The sequence below is a fragment of the Amycolatopsis tolypomycina genome, from assembly GCF_900105945.1.
Classification (GTDB): domain Bacteria; phylum Actinomycetota; class Actinomycetes; order Mycobacteriales; family Pseudonocardiaceae; genus Amycolatopsis; species Amycolatopsis tolypomycina.
Map to the genome: position 1 here is coordinate 7,375,481 of NZ_FNSO01000004.1, position 22,191 is coordinate 7,397,671.

18 protein-coding genes and 3 pseudogenes are annotated in these 22,191 nt (G+C 71.1%); 10 read left to right on the forward strand and 11 right to left on the reverse strand.

The window, feature by feature from the left end:
• Positions 1 to 93: 93 nt before the first annotated feature.
• From BLW76_RS43565 to BLW76_RS43580, 4 genes are all read left to right on the forward strand, one after another.
• Positions 94 to 1,392 carry a cytochrome P450 gene (locus BLW76_RS43565; protein ID WP_091318161.1) on the forward strand — a complete coding sequence of 433 codons (1,299 nt, stop codon included), beginning with the start codon at positions 94 to 96 and terminating at the stop codon, positions 1,390 to 1,392.
• Positions 1,393 to 1,510: 118 nt separating this feature from the next.
• Entirely contained in the window at positions 1,511 to 2,455 is a 945-nt protein-coding gene (locus tag BLW76_RS43570; RefSeq protein WP_091318163.1) for a ParA family protein, read from the forward strand.
• Positions 2,452 to 3,009 carry a Rho termination factor N-terminal domain-containing protein gene (locus tag BLW76_RS43575; protein WP_091318164.1) on the forward strand — a complete coding sequence of 186 codons (558 nt, stop codon included), beginning with the start codon at positions 2,452 to 2,454 and terminating at the stop codon, positions 3,007 to 3,009. Before BLW76_RS43570 ends, BLW76_RS43575 begins: the two co-directional genes overlap by 4 nt.
• Positions 3,003 to 4,349: a restriction system modified-DNA reader domain-containing protein gene (locus tag BLW76_RS43580; RefSeq protein ID WP_244170597.1), complete on the forward strand. Its 1,347-nt coding sequence runs from the start codon at positions 3,003 to 3,005 to the stop codon at positions 4,347 to 4,349. The genes BLW76_RS43575 and BLW76_RS43580 overlap by 7 nt, the downstream gene beginning before the upstream one ends.
• On the opposite strand, the gene BLW76_RS43585 is transcribed toward BLW76_RS43580, so the two are convergent.
• On the reverse strand, positions 4,346 to 5,263 hold the full coding sequence (locus BLW76_RS43585; RefSeq protein ID WP_091318168.1) for a helix-turn-helix transcriptional regulator: 918 nt from the start codon (positions 5,261 to 5,263) through the stop codon (positions 4,346 to 4,348). The genes BLW76_RS43580 and BLW76_RS43585 overlap by 4 nt on opposite strands.
• 62 nt (positions 5,264 to 5,325) lie before the next feature.
• Here BLW76_RS43585 and BLW76_RS43590 point away from each other — a divergent pair, with 62 nt between their 5' ends.
• Positions 5,326 to 6,168 carry an NAD(P)H-binding protein gene (locus BLW76_RS43590; protein ID WP_091318169.1) on the forward strand — a complete coding sequence of 281 codons (843 nt, stop codon included), beginning with the start codon at positions 5,326 to 5,328 and terminating at the stop codon, positions 6,166 to 6,168.
• Here the strand turns inward: BLW76_RS43590 and BLW76_RS43595 are convergent, their stop codons facing one another.
• The gene (locus BLW76_RS43595) at positions 6,169 to 6,645 is read right to left on the reverse strand and encodes a M15 family metallopeptidase (RefSeq protein WP_091318171.1); all 477 of its coding nucleotides are present in this window, start codon (positions 6,643 to 6,645) and stop codon (positions 6,169 to 6,171) included.
• Between the two features lie 88 nt (positions 6,646 to 6,733).
• On the opposite strand from BLW76_RS43595, the gene BLW76_RS43600 reads away from it, so the two are divergent.
• Entirely contained in the window at positions 6,734 to 7,411 is a 678-nt protein-coding gene (locus BLW76_RS43600; RefSeq protein ID WP_167384926.1) for a response regulator transcription factor, read from the forward strand.
• Positions 7,404 to 8,483 (forward strand): sensor histidine kinase, encoded by a 1,080-nt coding sequence (locus BLW76_RS43605; RefSeq protein WP_208613498.1) that lies wholly within the window; start codon positions 7,404 to 7,406, stop codon positions 8,481 to 8,483. The genes BLW76_RS43600 and BLW76_RS43605 overlap by 8 nt, the downstream gene beginning before the upstream one ends.
• Here BLW76_RS43605 and BLW76_RS43610 read toward each other — a convergent pair.
• From BLW76_RS43610 to BLW76_RS43640, 7 genes and pseudogenes are all read right to left on the reverse strand, one after another.
• The gene (locus BLW76_RS43610) at positions 8,423 to 9,478 is read right to left on the reverse strand and encodes an IS110 family RNA-guided transposase (RefSeq protein ID WP_208613200.1); all 1,056 of its coding nucleotides are present in this window, start codon (positions 9,476 to 9,478) and stop codon (positions 8,423 to 8,425) included. The two genes, BLW76_RS43605 and BLW76_RS43610, sit on opposite strands and share 61 nt — an antisense overlap.
• A 297-nt stretch (positions 9,479 to 9,775) precedes the next feature.
• On the reverse strand, positions 9,776 to 10,384 hold the full coding sequence (gene vanX, locus BLW76_RS43615) for a D-Ala-D-Ala dipeptidase VanX (RefSeq protein ID WP_091318175.1): 609 nt from the start codon (positions 10,382 to 10,384) through the stop codon (positions 9,776 to 9,778).
• Positions 10,381 to 11,397, reverse strand: coding sequence for a D-alanine--(R)-lactate ligase (gene vanA, locus BLW76_RS43620; RefSeq protein WP_091318176.1), 1,017 nt, complete (start codon positions 11,395 to 11,397; stop codon positions 10,381 to 10,383). Before vanA ends, vanX begins: the two co-directional genes overlap by 4 nt.
• Positions 11,396 to 12,364 (reverse strand): annotated as a pseudogene (locus BLW76_RS43625) (D-isomer specific 2-hydroxyacid dehydrogenase family protein); the annotation flags it as partial. The gene vanA and the pseudogene BLW76_RS43625, both read right to left, overlap by 2 nt.
• Positions 12,365 to 12,429: 65 nt before the next feature.
• A pseudogene (locus BLW76_RS43630) lies at positions 12,430 to 13,913 on the reverse strand (tripartite tricarboxylate transporter permease).
• 1 nt (position 13,914) lies between these two features.
• Positions 13,915 to 14,412 (reverse strand): tripartite tricarboxylate transporter TctB family protein, encoded by a 498-nt coding sequence (locus BLW76_RS43635; RefSeq protein WP_091318178.1) that lies wholly within the window; start codon positions 14,410 to 14,412, stop codon positions 13,915 to 13,917.
• Positions 14,409 to 15,431 (reverse strand): Bug family tripartite tricarboxylate transporter substrate binding protein, encoded by a 1,023-nt coding sequence (locus tag BLW76_RS43640; RefSeq protein WP_244170598.1) that lies wholly within the window; start codon positions 15,429 to 15,431, stop codon positions 14,409 to 14,411. The genes BLW76_RS43635 and BLW76_RS43640 overlap by 4 nt, the downstream gene beginning before the upstream one ends.
• Before the next feature lie 77 nt (positions 15,432 to 15,508).
• Between BLW76_RS43640 and BLW76_RS43645 the strand changes: the two genes are divergently transcribed.
• On the forward strand, positions 15,509 to 17,059 hold the full coding sequence (locus BLW76_RS43645) for a sensor histidine kinase (protein ID WP_091318180.1): 1,551 nt from the start codon (positions 15,509 to 15,511) through the stop codon (positions 17,057 to 17,059).
• A pseudogene (locus BLW76_RS43650) lies at positions 17,056 to 17,726 on the forward strand (response regulator). The gene BLW76_RS43645 and the pseudogene BLW76_RS43650 overlap by 4 nt, the downstream one beginning before the upstream one ends.
• Before the next feature lie 7 nt (positions 17,727 to 17,733).
• Here the strand turns inward: BLW76_RS43650 and BLW76_RS43655 are convergent.
• Together BLW76_RS43655 and BLW76_RS43660 are read right to left on the reverse strand one after the other, a co-directional pair.
• Positions 17,734 to 19,863: a putative bifunctional diguanylate cyclase/phosphodiesterase gene (locus BLW76_RS43655; RefSeq protein WP_244170599.1), complete on the reverse strand. Its 2,130-nt coding sequence runs from the start codon at positions 19,861 to 19,863 to the stop codon at positions 17,734 to 17,736.
• Positions 19,864 to 19,867: 4 nt separating this feature from the next.
• Complete coding sequence (locus BLW76_RS43660; RefSeq protein ID WP_341866544.1) at positions 19,868 to 20,695, reverse strand: SAM-dependent methyltransferase; 828 nt, start codon at positions 20,693 to 20,695, stop codon at positions 19,868 to 19,870.
• Between the two features lie 153 nt (positions 20,696 to 20,848).
• On the opposite strand from BLW76_RS43660, the gene BLW76_RS43665 reads away from it, so the two are divergent.
• Complete coding sequence (locus BLW76_RS43665; RefSeq protein ID WP_091318183.1) at positions 20,849 to 22,162, forward strand: cytochrome P450; 1,314 nt, start codon at positions 20,849 to 20,851, stop codon at positions 22,160 to 22,162.
• Positions 22,163 to 22,191: the final 29 nt, after the last annotated feature.

The window sequence follows — 22,191 nt, forward strand, 5'->3', positions numbered from 1 at the left end:
ACCACCCGATCGGGCACTGTCCCGTTCGACCGGACGCGCCTACCGTCAGCCGTCTCCTTGCGAAATCCACACAATGGCGCAACGAGGAGCACCATGAGCGTCCCGATCGCCCCGGGCCGGTGGCCTTTTCTCGGACACACTCCGGCACTCCTGCGGCAACGCTTCGCATTCACCGACACATTGCCCCGGCACGGCGAGATCGTCCGGCTCTACCTCGGCCCGGCGCCCGTCTACTTCGTCGCCAGCCCGCGATTGACGCACGAAGTGCTGGTCAACGAGGGTCCGAAGTTCCGCAAAGGCGCGATGTTCGACAAGTTCCGGCCGTTCGTCGGAAATGGCTTGGTGCTTTCGAACGGCGACTTCCACCTGCGGCAGCGCCGGCTGATGCAGCCGGCGTTCCACCGCGACCGCCTGGCCGCCTATGCGGAGATCATGCGGCGCGCGGCGACGGATCTGAGCGACTCGTGGCGAGCCGGTGAAGTGCGGAAGATCGACGAAGACATGCAGAGCCTCGCGGTGACGATCGTCGGCGAGGCCCTGTTTTCCACGGAACTGGGAAAAGCGGCGATCACCGAAGCCCGCCGCTCGATTTACGTGATCATCCAGCAGGGAATGATTCGCGCGCTGTCGCCCAAGTTCGTCGAGAAGCTGCCGGTGCCCGGGAACCGGCGGTTCGACGAGGCGATCACCCGGATGCAGGGAATCGTGATCGAGGTGATCCGCGACTGGCGGCGCGCAGGCACCGACCGCGGCGACCTGCTTTCGACGTTGCTGCTGGCCGGCATGACCGACGAGCAGGCCCGCGACGAGGTGCTCACCCTGCTCACCGGCGGCATCGAGACGACCGCGCTGGCGCTGGGCTGGACGTTCCACGAGCTCGGCCGGCGCCCGGACGTCGAGGCGCGCGTCCACGCCGAGGTCGACGAGGTGCTGGGCGGCCGTCCGGTCACCATCGAGGACATCCCGCGGCTGACCTACGTCCGGCAGGTGGTCGACGAGGTGCTGCGGCAGTACCCGCTGTGGATGCTGATGCGCCGCACCCTCACCGAAGTCGACCTCGGCGGCGTCCGCCTGCCGGCGGGCGCCGAGGTGATCGTCAGCCCGCACGCGCTCCACCACGACCCGAAGTCGTTCGCCGACCCGGACCGCTTCGACCCCGGCCGCTGGGCACCGGACCGGGTGGACGCGGTGCCGAAGGGCGCGTTCGTGCCGTTCGGCGCGGGCAACCGGCAGTGCATCGGGAACCGCTTCGCCCAGAACGAAATCGTCATCACGGTGGCCACGCTGGCCGCCCGCTGGAAGCTGGTTCCGGTGGCGGGCAGGCCGGTCCGCATCAAGTTCACGTCCGCCGCGTACCCCGACAGCCTCCCGATGACGGTGGTCCCCCGCTGACACGCCGGTGGTACTGGCCAGATCGTGGACAGTTCCCGGACAGTTGGCGGCGATCCGTGCTCCGCCGCCCGCCCGCGTAATAGAACGGCACCGGGCACGAGACCACCGGGGAGTGCGCATGCGGGTCGTGGCGGTCATGAACTACAAGGGCGGGGTGGGGAAGACGACGCTGACCGCGAACCTGGGCGCGGTGGCGGCGAGCCGCGGGCTGCGGGTCCTCCTGCTCGACCTCGACCCGCAGACCAACCTGACGTTCTCGTTCTTCTCGATCGACGACTGGCACCACCGGCTCAAGGACACCCACCGCACGATCAAGCAGTGGTACGAGGACGACGTGCCCGGCCGCGAAACACCGCTGGCCGGGCTCGTCGTCACGCCGGAGCGGGTCAACCAGGCCCTCGACGGCACCGGTGGGTGCGTCGACCTCATCTCGTCGCACCTCGGCCTCATCGACATCGACCTGGAGCTCGCCGCCCGGCTCGGTGGGGCGACCACGCTCGAGACGTCGAAGCGGAAGTTCCTGGACCTGCACGACTGCCTGCGCCGCGCGCTGCGGGACGACTTCTTCGCCGGCTACGACCTGGTACTCATCGACTGCGCGCCCAACTTCGGCATCGTCACCAAGACGGCGATCGTCGCGAGCGAGCACATCCTCGTGCCCGCCAAGGCGGACTACCTGTCCACCCTGGGGCTGGACTACCTGGGCGGCAACTGCGCCGACCTCGTCCAGCAGTTCAACGACTTCGTCCAGCACAAGGGCGGCAGCAGTGCGCACGAGCCGATCGATCCGGGGTTCCTCGGCGTGGTGTTCACCATGGTGCAGGTCTACGCCCAGCGGCTGACGGCCGCACAGCAGCGCTACGTCGACGAAGTGCAGGCGAACTCCCAGGTTCCGGTGCTGAAGAGCTACATCCGCAACAACACCACGTATTTCGGGGACGCCGGCGAGAGCGGAGTGCCCGCCATGCTGCGCGCCACCCGCCGCGACGAAGTCGTGCGGGAGTTCGACGAGCTCGCCGACGAGGTCCTCGGCGCACTGGCGTTGTCCGGTGATCGCCGGTGACCGACCTGAAGAAGCTGGCCGCGTTGCAGGCGCGGGTGTACGAGTTCCTCGCGGAACAGGACGAAGCCACGCTGGACGCGATCCTCGGCGGGACGGCCCGGCTGGCCGTGACCGGGCTTCCGGATGACCTGTCGAAACTGACGGTGAAGGAACTGAAGGCGCTGGCCGCGGACCGCGGGGTGCGCGGATACGGCAAGCTGCGGAAGGCCGAGCTCGTCGCCCTGCTCACCGGGAACGGCGCCGAGGCACCGCCGACTCCCGCTCCAGCCGCTCCCGCTCCCGTGCGGCCGGTCGCGAGCCCGCCCCCGGCGGCCGTCGCGAGACCTGGCGTCGACGCGGCCGCCATCGCCGCGCAGCTGCGGAGCACCGAAACCGAAGCGGAAGGCGCGGCCTACCTGGACGCCCAGCACCTCGACCGGGAGAGCCTGCTCGCCGTCGCCGCCGAGCTGCAGCTCACCCGGGTGGACCGCCTGAGCCGGAAGGAACTCGAGCGGCGGGTGCTCAAGCAGGCCATCGGGGCCCGGCGCAAGTTCGCCGGGCTGCGGAAGTGGTGACCGGCGACGGCCGGTCGATGTACCTGATCGACGGCCGCCGCGTCATGGTGTCGGACCTGCTGGAAGCCGGCCTGCTCGAAGCCGGGACGAAGCTCCGGTTCGAGCGCAAGCGCATCGGCGACACCTTCGACGCGACCGTCACCACCGCGGGCCGGATCCGGCTGGAACCCGACGGCGAGGAGTTCCGGTCGCCCTCCCGCGCGGCGATGGTGGCCGCCGGGATGCGCGCGGTCGACGGGTGGCGGGCCTGGGTCGTGGTGGATCAGCAGCGCCTGCTGGATTCGGTGCGCCAGGAGTTCCTGGACCGGGCGGTCTCGACCGCCGGACGCCAGGTCGGGGACCAGCGCGTCCACGAGCGCCTGCGCCAGGCACGCGCCCGCGCCGACGAGGGCGATCCCGAGCGCATCACGGTCCGCGAGCTCCTGAAGCTGTGGGGCGTGACCGACCGCGGCGACCAGGTCGGGCGGATCGAAGCGGGCCTGGCCAACCACGGGCTGGTGACGTCCCCCGGCTTCCGCGCGGTCACGCTCGACACCGTCGTCACCCTGACGACACCACCGGAAGAGCCCGAGGAACCGGCGGCCACCGAGGTCCTGCCGGCCACCGAAGACGACGAGGGCGGCGGCGACCTGGACGTCCGCCTGACGGTGGGCAACCTGAAGTCGCTCGAAGGCCTGGCGTCCGTCGGGCCCAACAGCTCGCTCGAAGAAGCGATCACCACCATGCTCCTCAACGACTTCTCGCAGCTGGCCGTGCTCAGCGGGCCGCGCAACCCCCGCGGAGCCGTGACGTGGCGCTCGATCGCCCAGGCCATGCACCGGAAGCCCGGGGCGGGGCTCGCCGACGCGATCGTCCACGCCGAGGTCGTCGCCTACGACCGCGACCTCTTCGACGTCCTCCCCGCCCTGCAGCAGGGGGAGTTCGTGCTCGTCACCGACGAAAGCAGGGCCGTGAAGGGCATCGTCACGACGGCGGACGTCGCCCGGCGCTACGGCGAGCTGGCCACCCCGTTCTTCCAGCTGGGCGAGCTGGACCAGACGCTCCGCTGGATCATCCGGTGCGCGCTGGACCTCGCGACCGTCCAGCCCCTGTGCGGCCGGTCGATCGACAGCTTCGACCACCTGGCCTTCGGCGACTACCAGCGGATCCTGGAGAACAAGGCCGTCTGGGACCGGCTCGGCTGGCCACTGGACCGGCCGGCGTTCATCGCCCGCCTGAACGAGATCCGGCAGATCCGCAACAGCGTGATGCACTTCCACCCGGACGCGATCTCCGAAGACACGGTCGAGAAGCTACGGCACTTCACCACGTTGCTGCACCGCTACCGCACCCCCGCCTAGCGGCCGCCGTCCAGCCGCCGCCGGAGGGTGTCCAACGCCGCGTCGAGCTCGGCCGAGGACTTCTCCACCACGAAGTCCGCGTCCAGCATCAGCAGGTTGAGCGCGAGCGCCCCCGGTGACTCGCCCGTCGCGTGCACCCGGCACCGCCGCTCGTCCACCCACTCGACGGGCACGGCCGGCGGCACCCTGGCGGTGATCTCCGCGGCCGGTGCGTCGACGAGAACAACAGCCCGATGACGCGCGAAGACCGCGTCGATCCCCCGCACCACGTCGGCCGCGGAAGGCGCCTCGCGCGGGACGAACCTCGCCCCTTCCGGGCGCTGCACTGTCATCCGGTCCAGGCGGAACTGCCGCCAGCCGGCACGGGCCGGGTCGAAGGCGACGAGGTACCACCGCCGCCCCACCTGGACGACGCGGTGCGGCTCCACCTCACGACGGTTCCCCTGGTAGCCGAACCGGACCCGGCGGTGGTCGCGGCAGGCGCCGGCGAGGAAGACCAGCAGGTCGGGGTCGACGCCACCGGAACTCCGCGCGGCCTCCGTGTGCTGACGCATCGCCGCGACCCGGCCCCGCAGCCGCCGTGGCAGGACCTGTTCGAGCTTCACCAAAGCAGTCCCCGCGGCTTGGCCCAGCTCGGCGTTGCCCGTGGCCGTCCGCAACGCGATGGCGATGGCCACGGCCTCGTCGTCGTCGAGCTGCAGCGGCGGCATGGCCGTCCCGGCACGCAGCCGGTAGCCGCCGGCCACGCCGGGAATCGCCTCGACGGGATAGCCGAGGTCACGCAGCTTCCGGATGTCGTAGCGCACGGTCCGCGAGCTGACCTCGAGCCGCTCGACCAGTTCCGCGCCGGTCCACGACGGGCGGGTCTGCAGCAGGGTCAGCAGCGCCAGCAGGCGGGACGTCGGATTCGGCATGGCTCCACAATGCACCGGATCAAGGCAAGGATCTTGCCGCAATACCCGGCAAGCTCGGCTTCATGACCATCAAAACCGTCCTCGTCACCGGCGCCACCGGCACCGTCGGCCGCCACCTCGTCCGCGAACTGCTCGCCGGCGGTCACCAGGTCCGGGCCCTGACCCGCTCGCCCGAAAACGCCGGCCTGCCCGCGGAGGTGGAGCTGGTCGCCGGCGACCTGGCCGCGGCGCCGCCGGAGGGCCTGTTCGACGGCGTCGACAGCGTGTTCGTCTTCCCGGCCGCGGAAGTGGCCGGCTTCGTCAAGGCGGTCCCCGAAACCAGCCACCTGGTACTGCTCTCCTCGCTCGCCGCCGCCCTCGAGCACGAGCGTGACCACGGGTCGGCCAGCCAGGTGCACCACGCCGCCATCGAGGACGCCGTCCGCGACAGCGGGGCGGCCTGGACGATCCTGCGACCCGGCACCTTCGCCGGCAACCTGCTGCCCTGGGCCCAGCCGATCCGCTACACCGGCGGGGTCCGCGGGCCCTACCCCACGTCCGCGCAGGCGCCCATCCACGAGGCCGACATCGCCGCCGTCGCCGCCGTCGCGCTGACCGAGCCCGGCCACGCCGGCAAGCACTACCCCATGACCGGCCCGCAGGCGCTGACCCGGATCGAGCAGCTCGCCGCGATCGGCGCGGCCATCGGCCGGGAGCTGCACTTCACCGAGATCACGCCGGACGAGTTCCGCGCCGAAATGCGCTCCTACGGCGTCGGCGACGACATCGTCTCGATGCTGCTGCACTACTGGTCGGACACGGTCGAGACGCCCGACGTGGTGCGGCCGGCCGTGCAGGAGCTGACCGGACGACCCGCCCGCACCCTCGCGGAATGGGCCCGTGACCACGCGGCCGACTTCGCGTGATCACCGCGTACGCGGATCCTGCGACGGGTCCGCGTACATCGGCGGGCACCCGTGGACGACGGCTTCGGGCCGCAGCTCGTAGTGCCACGGTTCGTTGCGGTAGACCTGGCACAGCCCGTACCGGGCGCCGTGCTCGGCCAGCCACGCCCGGGCCGCGGGCGGGCCGACGTCGACCGCCTGCCCCCGCACGTGCGCGGACTTGTCCGCGGTGGTCACCCAGCGGGCCGCCGCGGCTTCCGAGCCGTGCTTCGCGATCGCCTGGCGCCGGAGCTGCTCCTGGTAGGCCCAGGAGCGCCAGCCGCCGTTGACGACGAACACGACGCCGTCGGCCGCGGCGTCCGTCGCGGCCCGGCGGAGGGCGTCGAGCAGGTCGGGGTCGAGGTTGGCGACAGCCGGGGACTCGTCGTCGAAGACCGGCAGGCCGGCCGGGAGGGCACCGTGGCCCCGGCCAAGGGACGTGCGTTGGCTGGAGGTCATGGCGCCCAGTCAAGGCAGCGCGGTGTTGCCGGCACGTACGCGCTTTCCGATATGCGGCCGATATGCGGCCGCTCGTAGCATCGGGCAGGTGCGTGTCTTGATCGTCGAGGACGAGCCCTACCTGGCCGACGCCATCCGCGACGGCCTCCGGCTGGAGGCCATCGCGGCGGACACCGCGGGCGACGGCGACACCGCGCTGGAGCTGCTGAGCGTCAACACCTACGACATCGCCGTCCTCGACCGCGACATCCCCGGCCCGTCCGGCGACGAGATCGCCCGGCACATCGTCGCCTCCGGCAGCGGCCTGCCGATCCTCATGCTCACCGCGGCCGACCGGCTCGACGACAAGGCCACCGGGTTCGGGCTGGGCGCCGACGACTACCTGACGAAGCCGTTCGAGCTGCGGGAGCTCGTGCTGCGGCTGCGGGCGCTCGACCGCAGGCGCGCCCACAACCGGCCGCCCGTGCACGAGATCGCCGGCCTGCGCCTTGACCCGTTCCGCCGCGAGGTCTACCGCGACGGCCGGTACGTGGCGCTGACGCGGAAGCAGTTCGCCGTGCTCGAAGTCCTCGTCGCCGCGCAGGGCGGGGTGATCAGCGCCGAGGAGCTGCTGGAGCGGGCCTGGGACGAGAACGCGGACCCGTTCACCAACGCCGTGCGCATCACGGTTTCCGTGCTGCGCAAGCGGCTCGGCGAACCCGGGATCATCGCCACCGTGCCCGGCGTCGGCTACCGCATCGACACCGGCGGGGAGGACCGTGGCTAGGGAACCCGGCCTGAGCGCCCGCCTCAAGCTCACCCTCAGCTACGCCGGGTTCGTCATGCTCGCGGGCATCCTGCTCATGGGTGCCGTGCTGGCCTTCTACCTGTTTTTCCTGCCCAGCGGGTGGATCACCACCGAGGGCAACTTCTGGATCAACCGCAGCGTCCTGGTGCGCGCCTTCGTCCCGTTCATGGCCGTCGTGATCGTCTTCCTGCTGGTGTTCGGGCTGCTCGGCGGCTGGGTCCTGGCCGGCCGGATGCTCGACCCGCTGACGCGCATCACCGACGCCACCCGCGTGGCCGCGACCGGTTCGCTCTCCCACCGCATCCGGCTGCCCGGCCGCACCGACGAGTTCCGCGAGCTCGCCGACGCCTTCGACACCATGCTGGCGCGCCTGGAGGCACACGTCGCCGAGCAGCGCCGGTTCGCCGCCAACGCGTCCCACGAGCTGCGCACGCCGCTGGCGATCACGCAGACCCTGCTCGACGTCGCCCGCAAGGACCCGGAGCGCGCCACCGGCGACCTCGACGAACGCCTCCGCGCCGTCAACGCGCGGGCGATCGAGCTCACCGAGGCGCTCCTGCTGCTCAGCCGCGCGGAACAACGGTCGTTCACCCGCGACGTCGTCGACCTGTCCCTGGTCGCCGAGGAAGCCGCCGAAACGCTCCTGCCCCTGGCCGAGAAGCGGGGCGTCACGGTCGAGACGGCCGGCGAAGCCGCGCCCGCGTTCGGTTCGCCGGCGCTGTTGCTGCAGCTGACCACGAACCTGGTGCACAACGCGATCGTCCACAACCTGCCCGAGCGGGGCGCGGTGTGGGTGACGACCCGCACCGAGCCCGGAACCGTGGTCCTGACCGTCGAGAACACCGGCGACCACCTCGCCCCGGCCCTGGTCGCCACCCTCGCCGAGCCCTTTCAGCGCGGCACCGAGCGCATCCGGACCGACCAGGCGGGGGTCGGCCTCGGCCTGGCGATCGTCAAGAGCATCACCCACGCCCACGAGTTGCTCCTATGTCAAGCCGCTGCGGGGAGCGTGGTTGGTTGTTGGGTCGTGTCGTGGTGGAGGGTGTTGTAGACGACGCGGGCGAGGCGTCGTTTGAGGGCGCGGAGTGCTTCCATGGTGGTGTCTCCGGTGGTTCGGCGTCGGTGGATGTAGTCGCGGCCGGGGCCGGCCAGGCGGGTTTGGGTGACGGCGATGCGGTGCAGCGCGGCGTTGAGTTGTCGGTTGCCGCCGCGGGCGAGGCGGTGTCGGTTTGTCTTGCCGGAGGAGGCGGGGATGGGGGCGACGCCGGCGTGCATGGCGAAGCAGGCTTCGGAGCGGAACCGGGTCACGTTGGCGGTTTCGCCGACGATTTTCGCTGCGGTCAGGGCACCGCAGCCGGGTATGGCGAGCAGGCGGGGTGCGAGGTGAGCCATCCGCTGGGCGAGTTCCCGCTCCAGTGCGTTGGCGCGGACGGTGAGTGCCCGGATGTCGGTGACCAGCTCGGTGGCGATGCGCACCACCATCGATGCCGGCTGCTGGGCCAGCCAGGCGGTGAGCCGGTCGAGTTCGCAGAGCCGGTCCAGGCTGCGGGCGGTGGGGTCGAGTTCGGGGTCGAGTTCGTGTAGGTGCCAGCGCAGCCGGTTCTGCATCTGGGTGCGGGTGTTGACCAGGTCTTCGCGGTGGTCGACGAGCAGTTTGACCTCGCGGGAGACGCTGTCGTGTGTGGCGGCCGGCAGGTTCGGTTCGCGCAGCGCGGCCCGGGCGATGGCCAGTGCGTCGATCGGGTCTGACTTGCCGCGCGTGCGCGCCGAGGAGCGAGCTCCGGCCATCAGCTTCGGCGGGACCCGGACCACGGTCTGGCCTGCGGCGAGCAGCGCTCGTTCCAGCCGGGTCGACACGTGCCGGCAGTCCTCCACCGCGAACGTCAGCTCGGTGTCTGGCCAGTTGCGCAGTGCCCAGCGCAGCAGCTGCCGGTGACCGGCATCGGTCGCGCGCACCGTCTTCTGGTCGAGTTTGCGCTCTACCTGCTCGACCGCGACCGCGGTGTGGGTGTTCTTGTGGACATCGATACCCAGCATCACCACCATGGGGATGGTCTCCTTCCAGCTCGAAGGGACGGCTGGGCCGGCCGGCGGACACACCTCAGTGGGGGCGCTGCCACGCTCCTATCAAGTCACGCCGGTCGGCCCTGGCTCACCGGTGACCGGCACAACGCATGATCGCCAACCCGCAAGCAGGTGGCAGCGACGCTACGAGCCAGGTCACCAGCGGCCAGGATCCCAACCACCGCAACAGCGGCAACACCACCCTGACACTGACGGGACGCTAGCCCTCGCCCCGCGGCCGGACGGCGGCCTCGGCGTCACCGTCCGGCTGCCTCGGCGTTACTTGACCGGGAAGTCGAAGTACGTGTCCGGGTAGGGCTCGTCCTTGAGCCGGTAGTGCCACCATTCGCGCTCGTAGGCGACGAACCCGCAACCCTCCATGATGGACCGGAGACAGGCGCGGTTCCCGGCTTCGGCGGGCGGGATCCCGCGCGCACCGTGGTGCGAGATCGGGTCCATCAGGTCGTGCCCGCCGCCCATCGACGCGAGCTCACCGGTGTCCAGGAGGTACAGCGTCAGGTCGACGGCGCTGCCCCGGGTGTGCCCCGACCTGGCCGCCACGTACCCCTTGGCGAACATCGCGGCCCGGTCGATGTTCGGGTAGTGCCACAGCTTGGTCCGGCCGTCCTCCGGCTGGTCGATCCAGCGCAGGAAGCAGTCGACGGCGCGCTGCGGCCGGTAGCCGTCCCACAGGAGCAGGCCGAAGCCGAGGGACGCGGCCTTCTCCTGCGCTTCGCCCAGTGCGGCGCACAGGGTCGTGGTGCCGACGATCCGGTTGGCGAGGTACCCGTCCACCGGCTTGCCGGTGAAGTTGTCCCAGGTGGCGTACTTGGCGTCCCAGCGGATGCCGGGCACCAGTTCGTCCACGAAGGCGAAGTCGTCGTTCACCGGCGTGCCCCGGCGACGATCCGGTCGATCAGGTCTCCGAGCGGCACGCCGGCGGCGGCCATCATCCTCGGGTAGCGGCTGTAGGACGTCAGGCCGGGCAAGGTGTTGACCTCGTTGAGGACCACCGTGCCGTCGTCGGTGAGGAACATGTCGACCCGGGCCAGTCCCCCGCAGCCCAGCGCGCGGTAGATGGCCTTCGCCGTCTCCTGGACGCGGGCGCGGGTTTCGGCCGGGATGTCGGCGGGCACGACGAACGTCGAGTTCTCGGACCCGCTTTCGGGGGAATCTTCCTGGTGGATCCGGAAGAAGCCGTGGGAAAGCGCGACTCGGTCCACCTCCCCGGTGAACAGCTCCGAACCGTGCCCCAGGACGGCACAGCCGACCTCGCTCCCGGCGACGGCCTCCTCGATGAGCACCTTCGAGTCGTACTGCGCCGCGGCGCCGATGGCAGCCGCCAGTTCGTCCTTTGTGGACACCTTGCTGACCCCGAACGACGAACCGGACCGGGCCGGCTTCACGAACACCGGGTAAGTGAGCCCGTCGACGTTCTCGCCCGCCGAGACGGTCCGGAACTGCGGAGTGGCGATCCCCGCGCTCGCGGCGACCACGTAAGCCAGGGACTTGTCCATGCACAGGGCCGAACTCTGGACGTCGCAGCCGGCGTAGGGAATGCCGGAGAGCTCCAGCAACCCCTGGATCGCGCCGTCCTCGCCGAGCTTGCCGTGCAGCACGGGCAGCACGACGTCCAGGCCGATCGTCTCGTACTTCCCGTCGTCGAGGACCAGCAGCCCGGGCACGCTCCGGTCCGGCGAGAGAACGACCGGCCGCCCGGCTGCCCAGTCTTCGCCCGGCCCGTCGCCGAGCTTCCACGCTCCGTCCCGCGTGATCCCGATCCAGAACGCTTCGTACTTACCGGCGTCGAGGTGCTTCGCGACCTCCCGCGCGGACTTGACCGAGACGGGGTGTTCTTCGGAGACGCCCCCGAAGACGATCCCGACCTTGATCCTGGCCATGCCGTTCCCCGCTTTCGAATTCCAGGCAGTTGACGATGGTGTTTTCGACGGTGTCGCGCAACGCGTGATCCGTGTAGTAGGCGGTGTGCGGGCTGACGAGCACGTTCGGCAGCTTCTGCAGCCGCACCAGCAGCTCGCTTTCGACGGGCCGCCCCCGCCAGTCGGCGTAGAAGACGCCTTCTTCCCCTTCGAGGACGTCCAGCGCGGCGCCGCCGAGCCGGCCGGTCTCCAACGCCGAGACGAGCGCCTCGGTGTCGAGGAGCGGGCCTCGCCCGGTGTTGACGACGAAGGCGCCGGTCTTCATCAGCTCGAGCCGCCGCCGGTCCAGGAGGTGCCGCGTGCCGGCGTCGAGCGGCGTGTGGAGCGTGACGATGTCGCTGTGCCGCAGCAGCTCGTCGAGCTCGACGTACTCGATACCGGCTCGAGGACGGCTGTCGTGCGCCACCACCCGCGATGTGAAGCCGCGCAACCGGTCGACGACCGCGGTGCCGATGCGTCCGGTGCCGACCACGCCGACGGTCAGGTCGCGCAGTTCCTTCCCGCGCGCGTCGGGCAGCCGGTAGTCGTGCTCGTCCGCCCGCCGGATGACGGACTTCGCGTCCCGCACGAGCATCAACATGAGCATGAGCGTGTAGTCGGCCACGCTGTCGGGCGAGTAGGCGACGTTCCCGACGGAAATACCGACGCTGCGCGCGTATTCGACGTCGATGTGGTCGTAGCCGACGCTCCGCGTGGAGACGTACGCGACCCCGATCCGGCTGAGCGCACGAAGAGTCTCGTTGGCGAGCGGCGTCTTGTGCCCGACGCTGACGCACCGGTTGCCGCCCGCGAGTCCGGCGTTGACCTCGCTCGCGGGCGCGTCCGTGATGGCCGGCGTCACGCCGAAGCGCGGCGCCAGCTCCCGGAAGAGCAGGGCCTCGTCGGGTTCACACCCGTAGATCGTCAGCCCGGGTACCGGTTCGCTCATGCCCCCCAGTCAAGGGCGCACGGCGTTGCCGGCACGTATGCGGTTTTCGATACGCCGAAGATAAGTTACCGCCAGGTAAGGACCGCCTTGCGGATCAGCGGCCACGCCAGCAGCACCAGGACGACGACGTAGATGGCGATCGACAGCGGCGTGTTGACCAGGCCGGTGAGTGCGCCGTCGCTGAGCTGCAGCGCCCGCCGCATCTGCTGTTCGGCGGCCGGCCCGAGGATGACGCCGATGATCGCCGGCAGCACCGGCAGGCCGTAGCGGCGCATCACGAACCCGAGCGCGCCGATGGCGAACATGACCAGCAGGTCGAACACGTCGGCGTTCACCGCGTAGGCACCGACGCTGGCGAAGAACAGGATGCCGGCGTACAGGTACGGCCGGGGGATCCGCAGCAGCTTGGCCCACACCGGCGCCAGCGGCAGGTTGAGCACGAGCAGCAACGTCAGGCCGATGAACAGCGACGCGATCAGCCCCCACACCAGCGACGCCTCCCGCTCGAACAGCAGCGGGCCGGGCTGGATCCCGTACTGCTGGAAGGCGGCGAGCATCACCGCGGCCACCGCGGTGGTCGGCAGGCCGAGGGTCAGCATCGAGACGAGCGTGCCCGCCGCGGACGCCGACGCCGTGGCCTCCGGACCGGCGACGCCCTCGATCGCGCCCTTGCCGAACTCGTCGCGGTGCTTGGACAGCTTCTTCTCCGTCACGTAGGACAGGAACGTGGGGATCTCGGCACCCCCGGCGGGGATCGCGCCGAAGGGGAAGCCGATGAGCGGGCCGCGCAGCCAGGGCTTCCAGGTGCGCCGCAGGTCGGCCCTGCTCAGCCACGGCCGCCCGACCGGGATGGGCTCGCCCGTGGTGCGCCGGAGGTGGGCAGCCACCCAGAGGGACTCGCCGACCGCGAAGAGGGCCACGGCCACGATGACGACGTCGATGCCGTCGGCCAGGTGCAGCGACCCGAAGGTCAGCCGCTGCTGGCCGGTCATCTCGTCCAGCCCGACCAGGCCGAGGGTGAGCCCGATGAGCAACGACGCGAAGCCGCGGACGCGGGAGGAGCCCAGCACCGACGTGACGGCGATGAAGGCCAGCACCATGATCGCGAAGAAGTCCGGTGCCCCGATGTTGACGGCGTACTTCGCCACGGTGGCGCGAGCAGCACGAGGAGGATCGTGCCGATGATGCCGCCGGCGAAGTGGCCGATGGCCGCGGCGGCCAGCGCCTGGGAACCGCGGCCCCGGCGGGCCATGGGATTGCCGTCGATGGCGGTGACCACGGCCGCGCTCTCGCCCGGGGTGTTGAGCAGGATCGAGGTGGTGGAGCCGCCGAACATCCCGCCGTAGTAGATGCCCGCGAACATGATGAACGCGCCGGTCGGCTCGAGCCCGTAGGTCACCGGCAGCAGCAGCGCGACCGCCATGGCCGGGCCGATGCCCGGCAGCACGCCGATGGCGGTGCCGAGCAGCACCCCGAGTGCGGCGAGGGCCAGGTGGGCCGGGGTCAGCGCGGTGCCGAAGCCGTCCAGGAGCTGGGTGAAGGAGTCCACGTCAGAGCACCTCCATCAGGGGGCCACCGGGCAGCGGCACGCCGAGCAGGTTGTTGAAGATCAGGAACGTCGCCACCGAAAGGCCGGCGGCGATCAGCGGGTCGCGGACGAAGTGCCTGCTGCCCAGTGCGTAGGCCGCGCCCCAGAACAGGACGGCACCGGAGATCGGGAACCCGGCCATGCCGATCAAGGCCGCGTTGGCCAGGAAGGCCGCGCACAGCAGGAGAACCGTCCGCCAGTCGGCGGGCGCGGTCAGGTCGACGTCCTCGCCGCCTTCGGCTTCCCCGCGCCCGCCGCGCAGCACGTCCCTGGCCAGCAGCAGCGCCACCACGATGAGCAGCGAGCCGACCACGACGGGCACGGCCTTGGGGCCGATCGGGCCGCGCTGGGCGAAGTCCGTGTGGATGGTGAGCGCGTCCACCAGGATCAGCACGCCGAGCCCGACGAGGACGGCGGAAACACCGAGCTCGGACCGCTCCTTCAACCAGGTCTTGTTCATGCCAGCCCCAAGTCGTGCAGCACCGCCGCCACTCGTGTGTTTTCCTCTCGCAGGAACGCGTTGAACCGGTCCCCCGGCGCGAACGCGTCCGTCCAGCCGTTGCGCTGCAACGCCTCCCGCCACTGCGGTGTCTGGTGCAGCTTCGAGAAGAGCTCCACCAGGCGCGTCCGGTCGGGATCGGTGATCCCCGGCGGGGCGACGATCCCGCGCCAGTTGTTGAATTCGACGTTCACGCCCGCTTCGGTCAGCGTCGGCGCTTCGACACCCGGGATGCGCTTCGCGCTCGTCACGGCCAGGACGCGGAGAGTGCCGGCCTGGATCTGGTCGCGGTACTCGCCGATGCCGGAGACGCCGAAGGCGACCTTGCCGCCGAGCACCGAGGCGAGCAGCTCGCCGCCGCCGTCGAAGGGGATGTAGTTGACCTGCTTCGGCGGCAGGCCAACGGCTTTCGCCATCAGCATCGGCGCCAGGTGGTCCGGGCCGCCCGGCGAGGACCCACCGCCGACCGGCACGGCACCGGGGTGCGCCTTCCACGCCGTCACCAGCTGGTCGAGGGTCCGGAACGGCGAGTCCTTGCCGACCACGACGATGTCCGGCTCTTCGATGAGCTTGGCGATCGGGGTGGTGTCCAGCAGCGACGACGGCGCCTTGTTCGTGAACACGCTGCCGACCACGCCCAGGCCCATCGACATAACGAGCTTGCCGTTGCCGCGTTCGGCGACCGTCCGGCCGAGGCCGACCGTGCCGCCGGCGCCGGGGAGGTTGAAGACCTCGGCGTTGCGGAGCAGGTCGGCGTCCTTCATCGCCTTCGCCGCGGTGCGAGCGGTGATGTCGTAGCCCCCGCCGGGGGCGTTGGGCACCAGGACCCGGAGTGCCCGCAGCTGCCCGGTGGCGCCGCTTTCCGAGCCTGAGGTGAGCAGTGGCGGCAGCAGGACGACAGCGGCCAACGCCGCCGCGACCGCCAGCCAGTTCTTCGACGACACTGTCTTCCCCATCCTCTTCGCCAGGTGGTTGGCCATGGTGCCCTCGTGTAGACAGGGATGTCCCGCTTACGGGCGTAGCGGTTCTTTTGGTCTTTGTGGTCACGGGAGGTGTCATGGGTGGACGAGGGTCGCTGGCCCGCCAGCTCCTGACGTGGCAACTCGTCGTGGTGGTGGCGCTGCTGTGCGCGGTGGGGACGTTGTCCGTCGCCCAGGCGAGCGCGAACTTCCGCACGACCGAGGGGCGCCGGATGCTCTCCGTGGCCGAGGACGTCGCGGCCACCGCGGGTGTGCGGGCCGCGCTCGCCGATCCGCTGGGGCGGTACGCGCTGGCCCCGTTCGCCGAGAGCGCCCGCAGCCTGTCCGGCGCCACCTACGTGATCATCGCCGACACCTCGCGGAAGGTGCTCACCTCGCCCGATCCCGGCCAGGTCGGCGAACCGCTCGAGATCGGGCCCAGCACGGCGCTGAACGGGCGGTCGTGGGTGGGCGAGCTCGCCGGGGCGATCGTGGCCCACGTGCCGGTCATCGGCGACCGGGGACGCGTGATCGGCGTGATCGCCGCCGGCGAGGAGCAACCCGGCGTGTTCGCCGGCGTGCTCGACTCGCCGGACAACGCGTTGCGGCTGCTGGGAGTCGCCCTGATCATCGGGGTGGTCGGCTCGCTGCTGCTGGCCCGCCGGGTGAAGAACCAGACGCTCGGGCTCGAACCGAGGGAGATCACCGCGCTGGTGGAATACCGCGAAGCGTTGCTGCACGGGATCAAGGAGGGCGTCCTCGGCCTGGATCCGGCCGACCGCATCACCTTGGCCAACGACCACGCGCGGGAACTGCTCGCCCTGCCGGCGGACTGCGTCGGCCGGTCCGTGCCGGAACTGGACCTCGACGGCCGCCTGCACGACGTGCTGAGCGGCGCGACCACCGGGGCCGATCAGCTGGTGCTGGGGGAAGGCCGGGTGCTCACGCTGAACCGGATGCCGATCGAGCCGCACGGCGCGGTCGTGACGGTGCGCGACCGCACCGAGCTCATGACCCTGCACGACGAGCTGGCCGCCAGCCGGCACGCCACGGACACGCTGCGGGCGCAGGCGCACGAGTTCAGCAACCGGCTGCACACCATCGCCGGGCTGATCGAACTCGGCGAGTACGACGAGGTCCGCGGTTTCATCGACCGGATCAGGTCCACGCAGGCCCATTGGCGGCGCGAAGTGAGCGAGCGGATCGGCGACCCCGCCGTGGCGGCGCTGCTGATCGCCAAAGCCAGCCTCGCCGCCGAGCGGAACATCGGGCTCAGGATGGCGGGCGACAGCGTCCTGGCCGAGATCGACGAGGTCCTGTCGACGGATCTGGTCACGGTACTGGGCAACTTGATCGACAACGCGCTGGATGCGTTGGGGACCCAGCACGGCTGGGTCGAGGTCCGGGTGCGGCAGCAGGAGAGCGAAGTGGTGGTCGTGGTCCGCGATTCCGGGCCGGGCGTGGCGCCGGAGATCGCCGAAGAGGTGTTCCGGCACGGCTTCACGACCAAGGCGGCCGAGCACGGCCAACGCGGGCTCGGGCTCGCACTCACGCGCCAGACGTGCCTGCGCCGCGGCGGATCGGTGCGGGTGCACAACGAAAACGGCGCCGTGTTCACGGCGTCACTGCCGATCGGGGTGCCGGTGTGATCAAGGTGCTGGTCGTCGACGACGACTTCATGGTGGCCCGGGTGCACAGCGGGTACGTGGCCGCACCCCCGGCTTCGAGGTGGTCGGCGTCGCGCACACCGGCGCGGACGCCCTGCGCGCCGTGCGCGAACTGCGACCCGACCTCGTGCTCCTGGACGTCTACCTCCCGGACCTCGACGGCATCGGCGTCCTCCGGGAACTGCGCGCCCGCGGCGACGAGGCGGTCGACATCATCGTCATCACCGCGGCGACCGATGTGGACACCGTGCGCAGCGCCATGCGCGGCGGCGTGCTGCACTACCTGATCAAGCCGTTCACCTACGACGCCCTGCGTGCCCAGCTGGCGCACTTCGCCGCCCTGCACACCAAGCTGAACCAGCTGGCGGAAGCCGGCCAGGCGGACGTCGACCAGGTTTTCGGGGCACGCTCATCGCGGACGCCCGTGCTGCCGAAGGGACTCACCGCGCAAACCGCGGGCCTCGTGGAGCGCGTCCTCCGGGAGCGCCCGGAAGGCGTCTCGGCAGGCGAATGCGCCGACCTGACACAGCTCGCGAGGGTGAGCGCGAGACGCTACCTCGAACATTTCGTCACCGCCGGAAAGGCCGACGTACACCTGGAATACGGCGGCGCCGGCCGCCCGAAGCGACGCTACGTCTGGCTCGGCTGACCCTCGCCTACGGTGTCCGCCAACCGGGGACGCCCAAAGCCGCCGCGAGCTCCTCCGGACGGCACGGCGCCCCGCAGTGCTCACCCAGGGCCAGCTCGGCCCCGGCGGCCAGCCAGAACCGCGCGTGCCCGGCGGAGGTCAGGCCGTCGACGATCACCTCCGCGCCGGCCCGGTGCGCCAACGCGGGCAGCTCCCGCAGCACGTCGACCACCGGCGAGTCCGGCTCGACCCCGTCCAGCGGCCCGCAGTCCAGCCGCACGCCGTGCACCGGCAGGTCGGCCACCTCGGCCAGCACGCCGGCGCTGACCACCGGGCGCACGCCCACGTCGGCCAGCGCCCGCAGGTTGTCCCTCGTCTCGCCGAGGTCGGCGGCCAACGCCGGCACGGGCAGCTCGACCAGCAGCCGCCCGGCCGGGAACCGCGTCTCCTCCAGCACGCCGACCACCCGGGTGAGCAGGTCGGTGTCGGCTGCCTGGTGCGGGCTCAGCCTGACCAGCAACCGCAGGTCGCGGTCCAGCCGTTGCCGCCACCAGCCCACCTGACGGCAGCCGGTGCGCAGCAGCCACTCGCCCAGCGACAGCATCAGCCCGGTGGTCTCGGCCAAGTCGCGGCAGCGCTGGTCGGACAGCGCGCCCTCCCCGGGCGGCGCCCAGCCGAGCTGGGCCTCCACGCCGTGCACCGCGCCGTCGGCCAGCCGCACCAGCGGCCGGTACCGCGCCTGCACGTCCCCGTGCTCGAAGGCGCCCGGCATGACCGCGGCCAGCGCGTCGGTCCTGCGGTCCAGCCGGTTCTGGTCCGGGTGCGACAGCTCCCACTGCCCGTGCCCGTTGGCCTTGGCCCGGCGCAGTGCCTGGTGGGACTCGCGCAGCAGCGTGGCGGCCTCGTGGTCCTGCGCGGGCCGGTTGACCACGCCGACGCTGGCCGACAGGGCCAGCCCCTGCCCGTCCACATAGGTCGGCTCGGCCAGTTCCTGGCGCAGCTCGTGCACCAGGCGCACCGGGTCCGGGGTGTCCGGCGCGTTTTCCACCAGCACCGCGAACTCCGCACCGCCGAACCGGGAAACGAGGACCTTTCCCCCGGCCAGCACGGACTTCAGCCGCTGCGCCACGGTGACCAGCAACTGCTCGGCCGCGTGCTCGCCGAGGCCGTCGCACACCACCGAGAAGGCGTCGAGCTCCAGCCGCAGCAGCGTCACGCCGAGCTTCGGATCGGCCTTGCGCAGCGCGGTCTCCATCCGCGTGCTGAAGCACTGCCGGTTGGGCAGGCCGGTGAGCGCGTCGTGCAGGGCCTGCCGGTTGAGCTCGTTCTGCAGCAGCACCAGCTCGGTGCCGTCCTCGACCACGGTGACGAAGTGGCTGGGCTCGTCCCCGGCGCCGCGCAGCAGCGAGGCGGTCAACGACACCGGCACCGGGTCGCCGTCGCGGTCCAGCAGCCGCTGGGACTGCTTGATCCGCTTGACCTTGCCGGCCAGCAGCGCGCGGTAGTCCTCGCGCAGCACCGGCGCGTAGTCGGGGTGCACCAGCTCGAGCAGGTCGCGCCCGGTCAGCTCGTCCGGGGCGTGCCCGAGCATCACGCCTGCCGCGGCGTTCACGGTGACCAGCGTGCCGTCCAGGTCGGCGACCAGGATGCCGCTGGCCGAGGACGTGGCCACCTCGTCGAACCGCGCCTGCGCGGTCCGCAGCTCGTACTTGGCGTCCCGCACGGCCTTGAGCAGCGACAGCTTCAGGCCCTCCTGCTGGGCCAGGGTGGCGCCCTGCACGGCCGTCACCACGCTCGCGGCCAGCGCGCCGAGCACGCCCACCACGCGTTCGGCGAACTCTTCGGCGGGCTGGAACTCGGGCAGCCTGAGCAGGCCCTTGCCCAGGACGTCCATGGTGACGGTGAGCGCCGGCCCGTCCGCGCAGTTCAGCTCGGCCAGCCGGGCGCCCGCGGCCGCCGGCGAACCGGTGCGCTCCGGCCCGCTCTCGTGGACTTCGGCGCAGAGAGCGTCCAGCAACGCGGCCAGCTCGGTCTCGAAGCCGGCGTGCTCCAGTGGCACATAGCCGATCCCGGCCAGCAGGTAGGCCCACTTGCGCGCGAGCAGACGGCGCCCGTCTTCGGACGGCTCCGGGATCGGCAGTCTGCCGGGTTCGGTCACGGGCTCAGGACTTCCGCGCCACGCCCGCGTAGATCAGCTCGTTCCACGACGGGTCCTCGGCGATGTCGGTCGGCCCGGCCGGCCGCCAGCTGCCGCAGCCCACCAGCCCCGGCTCGACCAGCACCAGGTTGCCGAGCAGGCCCAGGATCTCGCCGTGGGAACGGGTGTGCGGCACCTCGCCGCGCCGCGCGGCCATCTGGTCGCTGGCCACGGCGAACGACTCCCGGTGCGCGTCGGACGTGACGTGGGTGAAGGCGAGCAGGCTGCCCGGAGCCAGTGGTTCCCGGTAGGCGCGCACGAGCCCGGCCGGGTCGTCCTCGTCCGGGATCCAGTGCAGCAGCAGCATGCACAGCAGGCCGACCGGCTCGGAGAAGTCGATCAGCCGCCGGACCTCCGGGCTCCCCAGCACCGCCTCGACGTCGCGCACGTCCGCGTGCAGGACCCCGGTGCGGTCGTTGCCCGCCAGCAGCAGTTCGCCGTGCGCGACCGCCACGGCCTCCTTGTCGACGTAGACCACCCGAGCCTCGGGGGCTTCCCGCTGGGCGATCTCGTGCACGTTGCCCACGGTGGGGATGCCCGCGCCCAGGTCGAGGAACTGGCGGATGCCTTGCGCGACCATGAAGCGCACCGCGCGGCCGAGGAAAGCGCGGTTGAGCCGCACCGACTGCCGGATCCAGGGCAGGGTCCGCTCGAGGTGGTCCGCGGTGGTGCGGTCCGTCTCGAAGTTGTGGCTGCCGCCGAGCCAGTAGTCGTAGATCCGGGCGACGTTCGGCGAAGTCACATCCACTCCGGCCGGGATCCAATCACGGGTACTGACCATCACGCACCTCATCCGTTCGGAAGCCGGAACAGCATACCCACTCCGGCAATAACGGCCTAATCCGTCAATCGTGGTCCGGTACTACCCAATCGGGTGCTGTCGACTCGACTGAATGGCCCGTAGGGTGACGACCTTCCCGATTCTTACCAATGCCAAGGAGTTCTCGTGCCCGTCCGGGTGGCGCCCGGCCGCCTGCCTTTGCTGGGACACACACTCGCGCTGGTCCGCCGTCCCGTCCCGTTCACCGCGGGACTGCGGGAACACGGCGATGTGGTCAAGCTTTCAATGGGGCCACTTCAAACATATTTCCTCACGAATCCGGAACTCGTTCACCGCGTACTCGTGACGAACGGTTCGAGCTTCGGCAGCGGGATCATGTTCCGCAAATTCCGCCCGTACGCGGGCAACGGGCTGGCCCTTTCCGACGGCCCCTTCCACCGCAGGCAGCGCAAGCTGATGCTGCCCGCCTTCGACCGGCAGCACCTGCGCCACTACGCCGGGATCTGGGTCCGGGCGACCACCGCACTCGCCGAGTCCTGGCGCCCGGGCGAGGTGCGGCAGATCGACGCGGACATGCAGGCACTCGCCATGACCAACGTGGGCGAGGCGCTGTTCGGCACCGAACTGGGCGAGGAGGCGATCCGCGAGGCCCGCCGCTCGATCCCGCTGGTCATCCGGCTGGGCATGTACCGGGTGCTCGCCCCGGGCTTCGTGGAGAAGCTGCCGCTGCCGGTCAACCGCCGCTTCGACCAGGCCACCGCGCGGATGAAGGCCGTGGTGCACGAGCTGATGGCGAGCCGCGACGCCGACACCGACCACGGCGACCTGCTGTCCACCCTGCTGCTGGCCAGGGACGCCGAGACCGGGGAGCGGATGACCCGGGAGCAGGTGCACGACGAGGTGATGACCCTGCTCACCGCGGGCACCGAGACCACCGCGCTGATCCTGGCCTGGACCTGCCACGAGCTGGGGCGCCACCCCGGCGTGGCGGACCGGGTGCGGGCCGAGGTGGACCGGGTGCTGGGCGGGCGACCGGTGACCTTCGACGACCTGCCCGCGCTGGAATACACCGGCCAGGTGGTCAGCGAGGTGCTGCGGATGTACGCGCTGTGGATCCTGATGCGCCGGACCGAGCAGGAGATCGACCTCGGCCCGGTGCGGCTGCGGCCCGGCGACGAGGTGATGTTCAGCCCGCTCGCCCTGCACACCGACCCCCGGTACTGGGACCACCCGGACGCCTTCGACCCGGACCGCTGGTCCACCGACCGGGTGCGGTCGTTGCCGCCGGGGGTGTTCATCCCGTTCGGCAACGGGATCCGGCAGTGCGTCGGCCACCTGTTCGCCCGGGCCGAGGTGGTCATCGGGGTGGCCACGATCTTCGCGCGGTGGCGCCTCGAACCCGTCGGCCCGGTCCGGGTGCGCTACACCACCATCGCCTACCCGCGCGGCATGCCGATGACGGTGCGCCGGCGGGATTAGTTGTCCTGCAACGGAATACGGAGGTTCTC